The organism is Cellulosimicrobium arenosum (assembly GCF_014837295.1).
In the GTDB taxonomy this organism is placed as follows: domain Bacteria; phylum Actinomycetota; class Actinomycetes; order Actinomycetales; family Cellulomonadaceae; genus Cellulosimicrobium; species Cellulosimicrobium arenosum.
Window position 1 is genome coordinate 355,798 of sequence record NZ_JACYHB010000003.1, and the last position, 16,383, is coordinate 372,180.

9 protein-coding genes are annotated in these 16,383 nt (G+C 72.3%); 7 read left to right on the forward strand and 2 right to left on the reverse strand.

Annotated elements, in window-relative coordinates; genetic code table 11:
* Positions 1-72: 72 nt before the first annotated feature.
* A complete protein-coding gene (locus tag IF651_RS06100) occupies positions 73-2,001 on the reverse strand; it encodes a glycerophosphodiester phosphodiesterase family protein (RefSeq protein ID WP_191828194.1) in 1,929 nt (642 codons plus the stop codon).
* A gap of 152 nt (positions 2,002-2,153) precedes the next feature.
* Positions 2,154-2,849 (reverse strand): histidine phosphatase family protein, encoded by a 696-nt coding sequence (locus tag IF651_RS06105; protein WP_191828195.1) that lies wholly within the window; start codon positions 2,847-2,849, stop codon positions 2,154-2,156.
* Positions 2,850-2,992: 143 nt separating this feature from the next.
* Between IF651_RS06105 and IF651_RS06110 the strand changes: the two genes are divergently transcribed.
* The 7 genes from IF651_RS06110 to IF651_RS06140 all read left to right on the forward strand — a co-directional run bounded on the left by IF651_RS06110 (position 2,993) and on the right by IF651_RS06140 (position 16,346).
* Positions 2,993-4,372 carry a hypothetical protein gene (locus tag IF651_RS06110; RefSeq protein WP_191828196.1) on the forward strand — a complete coding sequence of 460 codons (1,380 nt, stop codon included), beginning with the start codon at positions 2,993-2,995 and terminating at the stop codon, positions 4,370-4,372.
* Positions 4,373-4,540: 168 nt separating this feature from the next.
* Entirely contained in the window at positions 4,541-6,550 is a 2,010-nt protein-coding gene (locus IF651_RS06115) for a DHA2 family efflux MFS transporter permease subunit (RefSeq protein WP_191828197.1), read from the forward strand.
* A gap of 70 nt (positions 6,551-6,620) precedes the next feature.
* The gene (locus IF651_RS06120; RefSeq protein ID WP_191828198.1) at positions 6,621-7,496 is read left to right on the forward strand and encodes an alpha/beta fold hydrolase; all 876 of its coding nucleotides are present in this window, start codon (positions 6,621-6,623) and stop codon (positions 7,494-7,496) included.
* Between the two features lie 92 nt (positions 7,497-7,588).
* Positions 7,589-8,335 carry an HNH endonuclease family protein gene (locus IF651_RS06125; RefSeq protein ID WP_338403803.1) on the forward strand — a complete coding sequence of 249 codons (747 nt, stop codon included), beginning with the start codon at positions 7,589-7,591 and terminating at the stop codon, positions 8,333-8,335.
* Between the two features lie 328 nt (positions 8,336-8,663).
* Positions 8,664-9,707 (forward strand): multicopper oxidase domain-containing protein, encoded by a 1,044-nt coding sequence (locus IF651_RS06130; RefSeq protein ID WP_191828200.1) that lies wholly within the window; start codon positions 8,664-8,666, stop codon positions 9,705-9,707.
* Between the two features lie 100 nt (positions 9,708-9,807).
* Positions 9,808-13,794, forward strand: coding sequence for a ThuA domain-containing protein (locus IF651_RS06135; protein WP_338403804.1), 3,987 nt, complete (start codon positions 9,808-9,810; stop codon positions 13,792-13,794).
* A gap of 95 nt (positions 13,795-13,889) precedes the next feature.
* Positions 13,890-16,346: an OmpL47-type beta-barrel domain-containing protein gene (locus IF651_RS06140; RefSeq protein ID WP_191828201.1), complete on the forward strand. Its 2,457-nt coding sequence runs from the start codon at positions 13,890-13,892 to the stop codon at positions 16,344-16,346.
* Positions 16,347-16,383 lie beyond the last annotated feature (37 nt).

A 16,383-nucleotide genomic window follows, 5' to 3' on the forward strand; every position in this document is an offset into this window, starting at 1 on the left:
GACCCGCGGCGACCCGCACGTCGAGGCTCGTGCGCGGTACCGCCGCGGGTCCGGCGTGGTCGTCAGGTCGGGTCAGCGTCCCGCGAGGTGGTCGATCTCCTCGACGAGTCGCTCGACCGTCGCCTCGTCGTCGACGTAGCGCTCGACGAACAGCTCGAGCGTCGACCACCGCTCGTGGTCCACGGCGCCGAGCAGCAGCACGAGCTGGAGCGCGCTGACGTCCTGGGCCGCGATCCGCGAGCGCAGGCCCTCGGCCGTGACGGTCACGACGACGGTGCGCTCGGCCGTCGCCTCGCCGCCCTCGCCGGTCGCCGTCGCGACGACGGTGTGCTCGCCGAGCGCGAGGTCCGCGGCCGGGACGACGGCACCGTTCTCCACCGTCTCGCCGTCGAGGGTGAGGGTCACGTCGTCCGCGTCCGTCGCGGACGCCGCGAGCACGACGGACCCGCCGCGCTCCACCTCGGCACCCTCGGCGGGACTGACCACGGCGACCGTGGGCTCCGGCGCGGGTGCGGGCCCGACGACCTGGCCCTGCGCCTCCTTCCAGCCGATGAACGCGCCCGCGCGGTTGGTGATGATCCCGTCGACGCCCGCCTCGGTCAGTCGCGCCCAGTCCGCGGCGGAGTCGACCGTGTACGGCATGACGGCGATCCCGGCCGCGTTGAGGTCACCGATGACGCTCGGCCGGGTGGCGAGCGCGTTCGCGGACGGGTTGTACATCACGGCGCCGAGGTCCTTCGCCGTGGCGACGGGGTCGGCGTCGAGCGTGCCGCGCAGCAGGCCGCGCGGGATCTGCGGGGCGTGCTCGCGAGCCGCCCGCAGGGCGTCGACGTCGAACGACTGCAGCACGACGCGGTCCTCGAGACCGGCGTCGACGATCATGTCGACGACGCGCTCGACCTCGGCCGAGGTCTCCGGTCCCTTGATCTCGAGCAGCATCGTCGAGGCGCCGGTGTCCATGAGGTCGAGCATGTCGGCGAACGTCGGCAGGGGCTCGGCGGCGAACGCGGGGCTGAACCACGACCCGGCGTCGAGGCCGGTCAGGTACGACGACGGCAGCAGCGCGACGTCGCCCGTGCCGTCCGTCGTGCGGTCGACGGTCTGGTCGTGCGAGACGACGGGGACGCCGTCGGCGGTCGTGTGCACGTCGATCTCGACGTACTCCGCACCCGTGCGCATCGCCGACGCATAGGCGGCGAGCGTGTTCTCGGGTGCGACCGACGAGTAGCCGCGGTGCGCGACCGTGACGGGCAGCTCGCCGTCGTCGCCCACCCAGGACGCGGGCTCGATCTCGGTGACCGTGACGTCGTCGATGCTCACGGTCGCGCCGGCCAGGACGAAGCCGAGGACGCCGTCGTCGGTGCGGTCGATGCGGCCCTCGAGCACGGGCGTCCCGTCGATGCTCGACGTGACGTCGGCCCCCTGGACCTCGACCGAGAGCTGCACGTCGCGGCCCGTGGCCGCGTCCGTGGCCGCGGAACCCGTGTACGGCACGTTCCAGCCGTTCGCGGCGGTGCGCTGGGCGATCTCGACGCCGTTGCCCGCCGTCGTCGTGCTGCGCAGGATCGACTGCCACCACGGGACCGCGCCGTCGGGTGCGACGTCGAGGATCGCGCCGGCCCAGCGGGACGCGTTGTCGACGTCCTCGAACCGCAGCGTGGCGTCGAGCCGGTAGTTCTCGACCGGCTCGCCGAACGTGATCCGCGCGGGCGCGGACCCGTCCGGCGCGTCGCCGACGAGGCGTCCGTCCCGGACGGTCCAGTCGCCGAGGACGGGGTTCCAGCCGGCGGGGAGCTCGCCGTCGTCGAACGTCTCGGCCAGGACGACGTCGCCGGGCTGCGCGGCAGCGGCCGAGGCGGTCGGCACGGTGGCGGCGGCGGTGGTGAGCGCGGTCGCGGTGACCGTCGTGACCAGGGCGCCGACCAGGCCGGCGGCCGTCGCGCGCGTGGTGCGCCGGCGTCGGGGCCGGTGCGGCGGGTGGTGGCGGGGAGCGGTCTTCATCGAGTCCTCCGGTGCGTCGCGGATGGTTGCCCGAGCGACGCTAGGAGGGGCGGGTGTCGTGCACGTGGCGCGGACGCGAACCCCGCCGGTCGGCTCGTGGCCGCGCGGGTGAAGTCCCGCTCGCGGCGTCGGAGCCGGTCCTCGGCCGAGGACTACCGGACCGGCGTGAGTCGAGCCGGTGCCAGGTCGTGGGGCGCCGGAGCGGAGCGGGCGGCCACGGACCCGTGGCCGGCGACGTCGACCCCGGCGGACACGAGGTGCGTGACGCCGTCGCGCACCTCGACCGTCGACACGGACGCGTTGGGCAGCGCCCGCACGCGCGACGGGTCGAGCGTCGCGAGCCACGCGCCCAGGGTGAGGCCGTGCCCGACGACGAGGACGTGGCGGTCGGTCGTCGCGCCGGGGTGCCACGCGTCGTCGTGCGCCGCGAGGACCCGCGCGAACACCTCGCGCACGCGGGACATGAACGCCGCCCCGGGCTCGCCGCCGCCGATCCCCGGGTGCGTGCCCGACAGGACCCGGGGGACGAGCTCGGCCCACGGCTCGACCGCGTCGAGCTGGGACTCCGGGCGTCGTTCGAACGAGCCGAAGGACAGCTCGCGCAGGTCCTTGTCCACCGTGAGCGGCAGGTCGGGGTGGTGTCGCAGGATCTCCATCGCGGTCAGGACCGCGCGCCCCTGCGGGGACGAGTACGCCGCCTCGAAGTCGTGGCGGGCGAGGTGCTGGGCGGTCACCCGCACCCCCGCCCGCCCGGTGCGGGTCAGGGGCGAGTCGCACGAGCCCTGCATGTGGCGTCTGGCGTTGAGGTAGGTCTGGCCGTGTCGCACGAGCGTGATGGTCAGGGTCATCGTCGATGTGCCCTCTCCGGTCGTCCCGGTCCTTCGGTCCCCTCGACGCTAGGGCGGCCCCGTTTCGACGGGGCTACGGTGCGACGACGAACCGATGAACACCGGGCGACGGCCGGCATGCCCGGCGGTGCCATGATGTGGCCATGATCCTCGTCGCGCGCGTCCCCCACGACAGGCTCGTCGACGCCCTGCGCGAGGTGGGTTGCGAGATGGGCCGGATCGGGCCGACCGACGAGCGGGGCTGGACCGCGGCGGACGTCGAGCTCCCGCTCGACCTCACCGTCGACGCCCGGTTCGCCCTCGTGGACCGTCACGTGGCCGGCGGGTGGCTCGCCCTCGTCGAGCACGGGTCCGACGACCTGCCCCTCGACGTCGCCGCCGTCCTCGCCGCCGGCACGGGCGGCCGGACGGCCACGGCGCGGTACGTGCCCGACGACGCCGAACCGGTCACCCACGGCATGCTCGACGAGGACGCGTCGATCCACCTCGCGGACGACCCCGACGACCTGCTCCGGGTCGTGGACTCCCTGGGCTGCCTGCGCGAGCCCGTCGTCCGCGCGGCCGACGGGCTGCGCGCGGTCCACGACCTCGCCGTGCTGCTGCGGACGCTGCCGCGACTGATCGAGGTCCCGCGGCTCGACGCGCCACCGAGCCGGTCGACGACCTACCTCGTGCGCGGGGACGTCGACGTCGTGCGTGCCGCGGCCCGCACGGGTGGCGCGGCGTGGGTGCGGTCCGTCGACGAGCGGTACACGGTCCTGGTCACGGCGGTCTCCGGCGTCGTGCCCGACGACGACGACCGGAGCGGGTTCGTGGACGCCGTCAGGGCGGACTCGCAGGTGCTCGGACGGATCACGTCGGCCCTGCACGCCGACGAAGCCGTGCTGCGTCTCGACCGCAGCGCGCCCGACGCCTGGTCGTGGACGCTCGACACCGGCGTCGACGCGCGTGCGCACCGCTCCTCCCAGTGGGGCAACTGGCACCCCCGGTGGACCTACCTCGACGACGCGGAGGGCAGGTCCGGAGCGCCGCGAGCGTTCGCCGCCGTGTTCGGCCCGCCGCGGGACCCGCGGCGGTTCCAGGAGCTGCTCGACGCCGGCGCCTGGCCGGGCGACCCGGTCGCCGAGCTCCTGCAGCACCTGCAGGTCCCGGCGACGACCGGCGCCGTGGTCGCCGAGGCGGTCGGCGACCCGGACCGGTTCCGGCACGGTGCGCGCCGCCTCGACCCGGTGAGCAAGAGCTCACCGTTGACCGCGCACGAGCGGACCGCGCTCCTGTCACGCGCGTCCCTCGCCGGGGCCGGGCACTGGGCGCGCGAGCTCGTCGTCGGCGCGGTCGCGCTCGTCGCGCTCGTGCTCGGCGTCGGGCTCGCGCTGACCGACGGCGCGATGCTCGGACTCGACGAGACGCCCGGGTTCAGCGGGGTGCTGATCTTCGGCGGCATCGCGCTCGGGGTCGTCGCCCTGCTGCTGGTCACGACGCGCCGCGGGGAGCAGAAGCGGTTCCTGGGCGAGCGCGAGTAGCCGGCGCGGTGGGGGCAGACGCCGGCGGGGTCGCGGCTCTCGGTGGCATCGAGACAGCGGTCGCGGTGGCCCTGGGCTGACGACCGGGGGCGCCACCGCTCCAGGTGCCGCACCATCCCTGACGTGCCATGCTGCGACGAGCGTGCACCGGACCACCGGGGAGGGGCAGTGAGCGCAGCGTCGCCCGAGGTCGAGGAGCTGCCGAAGCGGCGGGTCTACATCATCTTCGCGGGCCTCATGCTCGCGATGCTCCTCGCCGCGCTCGACCAGACCATCGTCGCGACGGCACTGCCCACGATCGTGTCCGACCTCGGCGGCGCGCAGCACCTGTCCTGGGTCGTCACCGCGTACATGCTCGCGTCGACCGCGACCACGGTCCTGTGGGGCAAGCTGGGCGACCTCGTCGGGCGCAAGCCGCTGTTCATCATCTGCATCCTCATCTTCCTCGCCGGCTCGATGCTCGCCGGGACGTCGCAGTCGATGGGCCAGCTCATCGGGTGGCGTGCGGTGCAGGGCATCGGCGGCGGCGGGCTCATGGTGCTGTCGCAGGCGATCATCGGCGACATCGTCTCCCCGCGGGAGAGAGGCCGGTACCAGGGCCTGTTCGGCGCCGTGTTCGGGGTGTCGTCCGTGGCCGGGCCGCTGCTGGGCGGGTTCTTCGTCGACAACCTCGACTGGCGCTGGGTCTTCTACATCAACATCCCGCTCGGCGTCGTCGCGCTGATCACGGTGGTGGCGGTGCTGCCGAGCATCACCACGAGCAAGCACCCCAGCATCGACTACGCCGGCATCATCCTGCTCGGCGCCATCGCGACCGGCATCGTGCTGATCACGAGTCTCGGTGGCACGACGTGGGAGTGGAGCTCCGTCCAGGTCTGGGGTCTCGGCGTCCTCACCGTCGCCGCGCTCGTCGCGTTCGTGCTCGTCGAGCAGCGCGCGGCGGAGCCCGTCCTGCCGTTGCGGCTCTTCGCCAACCGGGTGTTCTCCACCGCCGCGGTCATCGGGTTCGCCGTCGGGTTCGCGATGTTCGGCGCCATCACCTTCCTCCCGCTGTACCTGCAGACCGTCAAGGGCTCGACCCCCACCGAGTCCGGGCTCGAGATGACGCCCATGATGCTCGGGCTGCTCCTGACGTCCATCGGCTCGGGGCAGATCATCTCCCGCACCGGCAGGTACAAGGTGTTCCCCATCACCGGGACCGCGGTGACCGCCGTCGGGCTGTACCTGCTGTCCCTCATGGGTCGCGACACGTCGACCCTGCAGGCCGGGCTGAGCATGTTCGTGTTCGGCCTCGGCCTCGGGATGGTCAACCAGGTGATCGTGCTCGCCGTGCAGAACGCGGTCGAGTACCGCGACCTCGGCACCGCGACGTCGGGCGCGACGTTCTTCCGGACCATCGGCTCGTCCGTCGGGGTCGCGGTGTTCGGGACCATCTTCGCGAACCGGCTCACCGCGAACCTCCTGACCGGAGCGCCCGCCGACGCGCAGGGTGCGTGCGGACCCGAGAGCCTCGCCGCGTCGACCACGGGGCTCGCGCAGTGCCCGCCCGGCGTGCAGGACTGGTTCCTCGACGCCTACGCCGAGTCCCTCCACACGGTCTTCCTGTGGGCCGTTCCTGTCGCCCTCGTCGGCTTCGTGCTCACGTGGTTGCTCCCGGAGACGCAGCTGCGCACGACGTCGCGCGACGCCGGGACGCCCGACGCCGCGGAGGTGGCCGGGCACTCGGCCGGGGAGTCGTTCGCCCTGCCGTCGAGCCGGACGTCGCTCGAGGAGCTGCGGATGATCCTGTGGCGCCGCGTCGGTGCGCGCGACCCGATCGCGGTGTATGAGGCGGTGGCGCCCGACGTCGGGCTGAACGCGGCACAGTGCTGGATGGTCACGCGCGTGTCCCTCAAGCGGGAACGGTCCGTGCAGGTCATGGCCGAACGGGCGGACGTGGGGGACGACCGGGTGCGCGAGGTCGCGCGGTCGCTCGCCGAGCGCGGCCTCGTCGAGATCGACGGCGACCTCGTGCGCGCGACCGAGGCCGGCGACGCCGTCGCCGAGGACATCCGCAGCTCCGAGCGCGAGCGCCTCGCCACGTACGTCGAGGGATGGGACCACGAGCCCGACGTGGACGAGCTCGTGGACCACCTCGCCGCCGACCTGCTCACCGACCCGGTCCACGACCGGCCCTGATCCGCGGCAGGCCCTGATGCACGGCGGGCCCGGACCGATGAGTTCGCGGCGCGCGCGGCGTCGACCTGACATGAGCGCACCCACGCAGAGCACCACCCGCACCCTCGACGTCCCCGGCGCGTCGATCACCTACGACGTGCACCACGCCGGGGCGGTCGGCGGACCGCCGCCGCTGATGATCGTCGGCTCCCCGATGGCCGCGTCGGGCTTCGCCCAGCTCGTCGACCTGCTCGACGACCGGACGGTCGTCACGTACGACCCGCGCGGCACCGAGCGCAGCACCCTCGCGCCGGACGGCGAGGTGTCGGTGCCCGTGCACGCCGACGACGTGCACCGCGTCGCCGTGGACGTCGGTCTCGGGCCGCTCGACGTCCTCGGGTCGAGCGGGGGCGCCGTCGTCGGGCTGTCGTGGATCGAGCAGCACCCGCAGGACCTGCGCACGCTCGTCGCGCACGAGCCCCCGATCACGCCGCTGCTCGAGGACGCCCCGCTGGCGACCGCGGCGCAGGCCGACATCCTCGAGACCTACCGGCGCGACGGGTTCGGGGCGGCGATGGCGAAGTTCATCCAGCTCGTCAGCCACGTCGGCCCGCTCCCTGCCGACTACCTCGACCGGCCCGCGCCCGACCCGGCGATGTTCGGCATGCCGACCACCGACGACGGGTCGCGAGACGACCTGCTCTTCGTCAACATGGAGACCATGCCGGCGTGGGCGCCCGACGGCGGTGCGCTGCGGTCCTCCGGGGTGCGGATCGTGCCCGCGGTCAGCGCGTCGGGCGACGGCACGCTCGCGTGGCGCGGGGGAGCGGGGCTCGCGACGCTGCTCGAGGTGGCGCCCGTGACGTTCCCCGGGGACCACGGCGGCTTCGCCGCGAACGACTGGTCCCCGGACAACGACCCGGCCGCGTTCGCCGCCGCGCTGCGGGAGGTCCTCGCCGCCCGCTGACGTGCGATCATGGCGGCCGTGACGACGACGAACCGGCCGGGCCGGACCAGGTGAGCCGCAGGCGCAGCACGAGGAGGTCCGGACTCGGGACGGTGGTCGTCGTCGTCCTCCTCGCCGCCGCCTTCGTCGCGTGGGACCGGGCCGGGCAGCCCGACGACCTGACCGAGATCACCCAGGGCATCGAGCTGCCCGACGCGTCCGGCCTGCCGGACCTGCCCGGGACCGACGATGCCGAGGCCGGGAGCGCGCTCGCCGCCGTCGGGCAGCTCGAGGTCAAGGGGCGTGCCCCCAGGACGGGCTACGAGCGGGACGAGTTCGGGCCCGCCTGGGCCGACGTCGACCACAACGGGTGCGACACCCGCAACGACGTCTTGCGCCGCGACCTGGTCGACACCACCGCCAAGCCCGACACCCGCGGGTGCGTCGTGGCGACCGGGACGCTCGACGACCCCTACTCCGGCGACACCATCCGGTTCGAGCGGGGGCAGAGCACGTCGTCGATGGTCCAGATCGACCATGTCGTGGCGCTCGCGGACGCGTGGCAGAAGGGCGCCCAGCAGTGGGACGAGGACCTGCGCGCGGCGTTCGCCAACGACCCGCTCAACCTGCTCGCCGTCGACGGGCCCACCAACTCGGCCAAGGGCGCCGGCGACACCGCGACCTGGCTGCCCCCGGACACGGGCTACCGGTGCGAGTACGTGGCGCGGCAGGTCGGCGTCAAGCTCGAGTACGAGCTGTGGGTCACGCGGGCCGAGGCCGACGCGATGGAGAAGGTGCTCGGCAGCTGCCCCGACGAGCCGCTGCCGCTGGCCGACCCGGTGCCGGAGCCCGTCGGCTGACGCCTGCTCGCTGACCCGACGGTCGAATCGGCCGAGGTCTCTGGTTCCGTCGGTCCGGGCGGCGGCACGCCGTCAGCGACCTCCGGGCAGAAGGGCACCGCCAGCAGATGGCTTTTGATGGTTGAAAGCATAACTTCTGCACATCGGTTGACATTACTGGCCACCTGGGATTGCATGGGGTCGTTGCTCCTGGAATCCACCGGGGGCTCGAGGGGCCGGGCGCCGGAGCCGGGCCGCTGGAATGGCGATCGCGCGACGTTGTGCGGGTCGTCCCGCGCACCGAGGCGCCGGGACCGGGTCGGGCACCGCGCCGTTCAGAGGGAGATCCATGACCGAGCAGACCACCGGGCGTCGAGCGACTGCGCTGTCACGTCGAACGCTGCTCACCGGCGCGGCGAGCACCGTCGCGGCTGGTGCGGTGACCGCCGTAGCGCTGGGTGCGGGCGGGACGGTCACCGCCGCCCCCGCCGCCGCGGCCGCCAGGGCGACAGGAGACGTCCGTCGCATCACGATCTACGCCGAGCGGATCGACTCCAAGACCGTGGGCTACGGGCTCGAGCCGGGCACCGCGACCGTCCCGGGCCCGATCCTCGAGATGTGGGAGGGGGAGACGCTCGAGATCACGCTCGTCAACACCACCGACCAGCAGCTGTCGATCCACCCCCACGGCGTCAACTACGACACCAACAGCGACGGCAGCCCGTTCAACGACTCGTTCAACGCACCGGGCGAGACGCGCACCTACGTGTGGTCGACCGTCGCCCCGCGACGCGAGCGAGGCATCTGGATGCCGGGGAGCGCCGGCTACTGGCACTACCACGACCACGCGTGGGGCCCGCACGGCACCCCGGGGATCGCGGCCGGGCTGTACGGCGCGCTCGTCGTCCGGCGGGTCGGGGACGTGCTGCCCGAGAAGCAGTTCACCGTCGTGTTCAACGACATGCAGATCAACAACAAGATGGCGCCCGACACCCCGATGTTCGAGGCGAACCTGGGTGAGCGGGTCGAGTTCATCTGCATCGGGCACGGGAACACGTTCCACACGTTCCACATGCACGCGCACCGGTGGGTCAACAACCGCACCGGTCTGCTGGCAGGCCGCGACGACCCGAGCCAGGTCGTGGACAACCGCGACCTGAACCCGGGCGACTCGTTCGGCTTCCAGGTGGTCGCGGGCCTCGGCGTCGGGCCGGGCGCCTGGATGTACCACTGCCACGTCCAGTTCCACGCCGACGGGGGGATGGCGGGGATCTTCCTCGTCCGCGAGCCCGACGGCAGCATGCCGCCGGGGGCTCAGGAGTCCATCGACCGCTTCCATGAGCACGGGAGCCACGCCGCCGCGCCCACGGCAACCGAGCACGCGGATCACTGACCGCGTCGACCGCGCGACCGGCGTCATCATGCCGGTCGCGTCTCGCTCGGCGCCCGGAGTCCGACCGGGCGCACCGCACCGATGACGAAGGAGTTGGCGAGTGCTAGCCAGACGATCACGATCCCCCCGAACGAGAGAGCGCTCCCGACCGGGGGCGCTCACGACCCTGGCCGTCGGCCTGACGGGCGCCGCGCTCGTCGTCAGCGCGGCCGTGGTCCCTGCGGCCGCCCAGCCGGTCTCCGCGGCGCAGGGTGCCGCGGCGGCACCCCTGGCCGCGGCGGCCAGGACCGCACCCGTGCGCGTCCTGGTCTTCCACGGCGCGCCCGACGACCAGAACGACCCCGTCATCGACGCGACGGCCGCCCTCGCCCAGCTCGGCGCCGAGAACGGGTTCACCGTCGAGGCGTCGTCCGACCCTGAGGTCTTCAGCGCCGCCGGTCTCGGCGAGTACCGCGGCGTGGTGTTCCTGTCGGCCGAGGGCGTGGAGCTCAGCGGCGACCAGGAAGCAGCCCTCAAGGACTACGTGAACGCCGGTGGCGGCTTCCTCGGCGTGCGCGACGCCGCACGTTCCCTGGAGGCCTCGCAGTGGTTCACCGGCCTCGTCGGTGCGCGGATCGCGGGCGCGCAGCCCAACGCCGCCGACGTCGCCGACGTGACGGCCACCGCCGAGAACCCGCCGAACGAGATCGCCGTGAACCTCGTCGACGGCGACCCGGGCACCAAGTGGCTCGCGTTCGAGCCCACGGCGACGATCACGGTGCGGCTCGAGGAGCCGACGGAGCTCGCCCGCTACACCCTCACGTCGGCCAACGACTCCAGCGAGCGCGACCCGAACACGTGGACGCTGCAGGGATCGAACGACGGCGAGTCCTGGGAGGACGTGGACTCGCAGAGCGGGCAGACGTTCTCCCAGCGCTTCCAGCCCAAGGACTACGACGTCGAGTCCGACACGGCGTACGAGTGGTTCCGCCTCGACATCACCAAGAACGGGAGCGGCGGGCTGCTCCAGCTCGCGGAGCTGTCGTTCTTCGACGGTGAGTCGGTCGACCAGCCGGAGCCCGAGATCCCGGTCAGCGAGCGCACGGTCGACCTGATCGACCGCCAGCACCCCGCGACCGCGGACCTCCCCCTGACCTGGGACCGCGAGGACAAGTGGCTCGACTGGGAGGACTCCCCGGCAGGCGAGGTGCACACCGTCGCCCAGGTCGAGCCCGGCGCCGACGCGAGCCCGACGACCAACCCGTTCCAGCCCGTGTCCTGGTGCCGCGACTACGACGGCGGCCGCTCCTTCTACACCGGCATGGGCGGCACCGAGGACAGCTGGTCCGACGACGCGTTCCGCGACCACCTGCTCGGTGCCCTGCAGTGGACGACGGGTGTCGTGCGTGGCGACTGCCAGGCCACGATCGCCTCGAACTACCGCATCGACCGCCTGACCGCACCGAACGCGGCCGGCGAGCTCGACCAGAACGGTGAGCCCCACGGGGTGACGATCGCCGACGACGGCACCGTGTTCTACATCGGCCGCGGCGCCTGCCCGACCGGGCCCATCCCCTCGTGGGACGACCCCGACGTCGGGCTCGGCTGCGGCACCATCCACCAGTGGGACCCCGAGACCGAAGAGGTCACCCTGCTCACCACGCTCGACGTCATGGGCAACCGCGGCAGCGGGAGCGAGCTCGTGAAGAACGAGGAAGGGCTGCTGGGCCTCGTGCCCGACCCGGACTTCGCCGAGAACCACTGGCTGTACGCCTACTGGATGCCGCACGAGTCGATCGACCGTGAGCGCCAGGTCGGCTACCGCACGATCTCCCGGTTCACGTACGACCCGGAGGGCCCGACGATCGACCAGAGCACTCGCGTCGACCTGATGGAGTGGGAGACGCAGATCCACAGCTGCTGCCACGCGGGCGGCGGCATGGCGTTCGACGACGCGGGCAACCTCTACGTCGGCTCGGGCGACAACAACTCGTCCGGCGGGTCGGGCGGCTACTCCGGGAACAACTGGACCGAGGAGTTCGCGGGTCTCAGCTTCCAGGACGCGCGCCGCACGGCGGGCAACACCAACAACCTCAACGGCAAGATCCTGCGGATCCACCCCGAGGACGACGGCACCTACACGATCCCGGACGACAACCTGTTCCCCGTGGGCGAGTACCCGGCGGACAAGACGCGTCCGGAGATCTACGTCATGGGCGTGCGCAACATCTCGCGCCTGCAGATCGACCCCGACACCGACTGGCTCACCGCGGCGTGGGTCGGCCCGGACGCCGGTCAGCCCGACCCCGAGCTCGGCCCGGCCAAGTACGAGACGGCGACGATCATCACGTCCGCCGGCAACCAGGGCTGGCCGTACTGCATGGGCAACAAGCAGCCGTACCGCGACCGGAGCAACGAGGACGCGAGCGTCCTCACCGGCTGGTACGACTGCGACAACCTGAAGAACACCTCGCCGCGCAACACCGGTCTGGTCGACCTGCCGCCGGTGCGCGACAACATGATCTGGTACTCGCCGAGCGGTGGCGGACCGGTCTTCCCCGAGGGCGAGGACGGCATCCCGTCCTACGAGGACGACGAGGCCACGTACACGATCCCGTGGCTGCGTGGTGGCGGCCAGGCCGTCATGTCCGGCCCGACGTACCGGCAGTCCCAGGTCGACCCGGAGTCCGACATCGCATGGCCCTCGTACTGGGAGGGCAAGTGGTTGCTCGGTGACCAGTCGAACTCGAGCAACCGCACCGCGGTGACGGTCGACCCGGACAACGTGGAGGACCAGGGTGCTCCGGCGTTCATGGAGGACCTGCGTCCGATCATCCCGGGCGGCCGCGGCGACGAGCTGCTGCAGAGCTGGATGGACGCGAAGTTCGGTCCGGACGGCGCGCTGTACATGCTCGACTACGCGGGCGGGTTCTTCAGCCTCGACCCGAACCAGAAGCTCATCCGCATCGCCTACGAGGGCGGGGACCCCACCCCGCTGCCCGCGGCGACCGGTGCGAGCATCCAGGGCGACCCGCTGACGATCGCCTTCAACGGCGACCGCTCCGGCGGCGTGTCCTACCGCTGGGACTTCGGTGACGGCACGACCTCCACCGCGGCCAACCCGGAGCACACCTACCCGCGTGTCGGTGACTACGAGGCCACGCTGCAGGTCACGTACGCCGACGGGTCGAAGGCCACGGTCACGACCGACGCGAGCACGACGTGCACGCTGCCGGACGACCGCGACACCGTGTGGTTCCGTGACACCGACTCGGGCGTCGAGAACATCGACCTCGGCGGCTGCACGATCAACGACCTGATCCAGGACGAGCAGGAGTACAACAACCACAACCAGTTCCTGCGTCACGTGCGGTCGGTGGCGAAGGGTCTGCTCGAGGACGGCCGCATCACGCGGTCGGAGCGGCAGAAGCTGGTCGACTGGGCCGCTCGGTCCCAGATCGGTGTCGAGCCCGGTGGGTACCGGACGATCTTCAACGGCACCGAGGACTCGCTGTTCGACTGGACCCAGCTGCCGGGCGGGAAGTTCGTCCTCCAGCCCGACGGGTCGCTGCTGGCGACCGGTGGGCTCGGGATGCTCTGGTACGACGCCGAGGAGCTCGGGGACTTCTCCGTGAAGCTCCTGTACCGCGACGTCGCGGAGGGTGACAAGTTCGCCAACAGCGGCGTGTTCACCAGGTTCCCGGACCCGACGGACCCGGGCGACGCCGAGTGCGCCGACGGCCAGAGCGACCCGGCATGGGTCGCGATCTACTGCGGTCACGAGATCCAGATCTACGACGGACCGTCCGGTGAGCCGCAGAAGACGGGGTCGGTGTACAACTTCGACCCGGTCGAGCTCGGTGCCGGCGGCGAGAAGCCGAAGGGCGAGTGGAACGAGTACGAGATCCGCGTGGTCGGGCAGCACTACACGATGATCCGCAACGGCGTGGTCATCAACGAGTTCGAGAACTCACCCGGCCAGGAGTCCTCGCGGGCGGGCGACCCCCCGACCGACCTGCGCCAGTTCGACAGCGGGTTCATCGGCCTGCAGAACCACAGCGACGCCGATGCGATCGAGTTCCGCGACATCCGGGTCGCCGACCTGTAGGCACCCGGCCGGTCCGGCGGCGCACACCACCCAGGGCCCGGCCCGGGCCCACGACCTGTCCCACCCCCCTGCACATCGACGAGGAGTGCACCCCCATGGATCGACGTACCGCGCGAGCGCGCGGCGGCCGGCGGCTCGCAGCCGCCGTGGTCGCCGGACTCACCGCCGCAACGGTCATGTCCGCCGCCCCGGCGACGGCCGCACCTCAACCCGCGAGCTCCCTGCCCGCGGTCACCGACAGCACATCGGCGGCCGACGCCGCCGTCGCCGCGGAGCAGACGCTCACGTGGACCGCGGGCAACAGCATCGACGACTACCTGACGTTCCCGGCCACGGCCACGGCCGGTGCGGCGACGATCGTGTTCGAGAACAGCATCGCCACAGGCAACACGTTCGGCATGAGCCACACCCTCACGTTCGACACGTCGACGGCCGGCTACAACCACGACGTCACGCTCGACATCCTCTCGAGCCCGTTCGACGCGAGCGGGGGCCTGCACGAGGCCGAGGTCGTGCTCACGCCCGGCACGTACCGCTACTTCTGCGCCATCCCCGGGCACGGCGGGATGTGGGGCGAGCTCGTCGTCACCGGTGAGGGCGGGGGCGGCGACGACACGACCGCGCCGTCGGTCACCGCCACGGTCACGGGCGACCAGGACGAGGACGGCGCGTACGTCGGCGGGGCGACCGTGACCCTCGCCGCCACGGACGACGACTCCGGCGTCGCGGGCGTCGAGTACAACCTGGACGACGCCGGCTGGCAGGCGTACACCGAGCCGTTCGACGTCGAGACGGTCGGTGCGCACACGCTGCAGTACCGCGCGACGGACGAGGCGGGCAACACGTCGGAGCCCGGCACCGCGGAGTTCTCGGTCGTCGAGGGCGGCGGCGAGGAGGACACCACGGCCCCGACCGTCACCCCGATGGTCATGGGCGAGCAGGACGAGGACGGCGCCTACGTCGGCACGGCCAGCTTCATGGTGACCGCGGAGGACGACGGCTCGGGCGTCGCGTCGGTCGAGTACGAGGTCGACGGCCAGTGGCTCCCGTACACGACCCCCGTCGCCTTCACCGAGCCCGGTGAGTACTCCGTCTCGTACCGCGCGACGGACGAGGCAGGCAACGTCTCCGAGGTCGGCACGTCGACCTTCACCGTCGTCGCCGGGGACGGCGAGGACGACACCACGGCCCCGACGGTCACCGCCGAGGTCGCCGGTGAGCGCGACGACGACGGCTCGATCGTCGGCTCCGCCACGGTGACGCTGGAGGCGACGGACGACGCGTCCGGCGTCGAGAGCGTCGAGTACGACCTCGACGGCGCGGGCTGGACCGAGTACACCGAGCCCGTGACGGTCGACGAGGCCGGCGACCACACGGTCGTCTACCGGGCGACCGACGTCGCCGGCAACGTGTCCGAGGAGACGACCACGAGCTTCACGGTCGTCGCCGAGGGCGGCAGCGACACGACCGCCCCGACGGTGGGCACCGAGGTCAGCGGCACGCAGGACGAGGACGGCTCCTACGTGGGCTCCGCGTCGGTCATGGTCACCGCGATGGACGACGGCGGCGTGGCCTCGGTCGAGTACGACCTCGACGGTGCGGGCTGGGCCGACTACACCGAGGCCGTCGTGGTCGACGAGCCCGGCGAGCACACCCTCGCCTACCGGGCGACCGACGAGGCGGGCAACGTCTCCGAGGCCGCGACCATCACGTTCGTGGTCGTCGCGTCCGACACGGGTGACACCGTGGCGCCGGAGGTCGACCACCGCGTCTACGGCCAGGTCAACGACGCCGGTGAGCACACCGGTCCCGCGTTCGTCCGACTGCGCGCGACCGACGACGACTCCGGCATCGCATCCGTCGAGTACCGGATCGACGGCGGAGCCTGGACCCCGTACGCCAAGCAGATCTCGGTGCGCGGCCCGGGCGAGCACACGATCGACTATCGCGCGACCGACGTCGCGGGCAACGTCTCCGCACCGCAGAGCGTCGTCGTCGTCCTCGAGGGCGGCGACTCGGGACCCGAGGGCCCCGAGGTGACCGCGGGTGTGGGTGGCGGGATGAACCGTGACGGCGAGTACGTCGGTCGCGTGACCGTCACCCTGACGGCCGTCGACGAGGAGTCGGGCGTCGACCGCACCGAGTTCCAGGTCGACGACGGCGCGTGGCAGCGGTACGCCGCACCGTTCGTCATCGCGGCGGACGGCGAGCACGTCGTGCGCTACCGCGCGGTCAACGGGGCGGGCACCGTCTCCAAGACCGGTGAGGTGACCTTCACCGTGCTCGAGCTGCGGCGCGACCGCTGCCCGGGCTCGGACGTGCGTCCGACCGTCATCATCGACGGCAACGACAGCGGTGTGGGTAACTTCGACGACGGCGAAGGCTGCACCGTCAACGACCACATCGCCGAGTGGGACTACTACGAGAACCACCTCGAGTTCGTCCGTCACGTGCGTGAGCTGACGCGCGACCTGGTCGACGAGGGTGTTCTTCTCGGTGCGGAGCGGCAGCTGATCATCACGGCCGCCGAGCTGTCCGACATCGCTCGCTGATTCCGTAGCAGTCGCTGATCCAGCGCACGTCGGCACC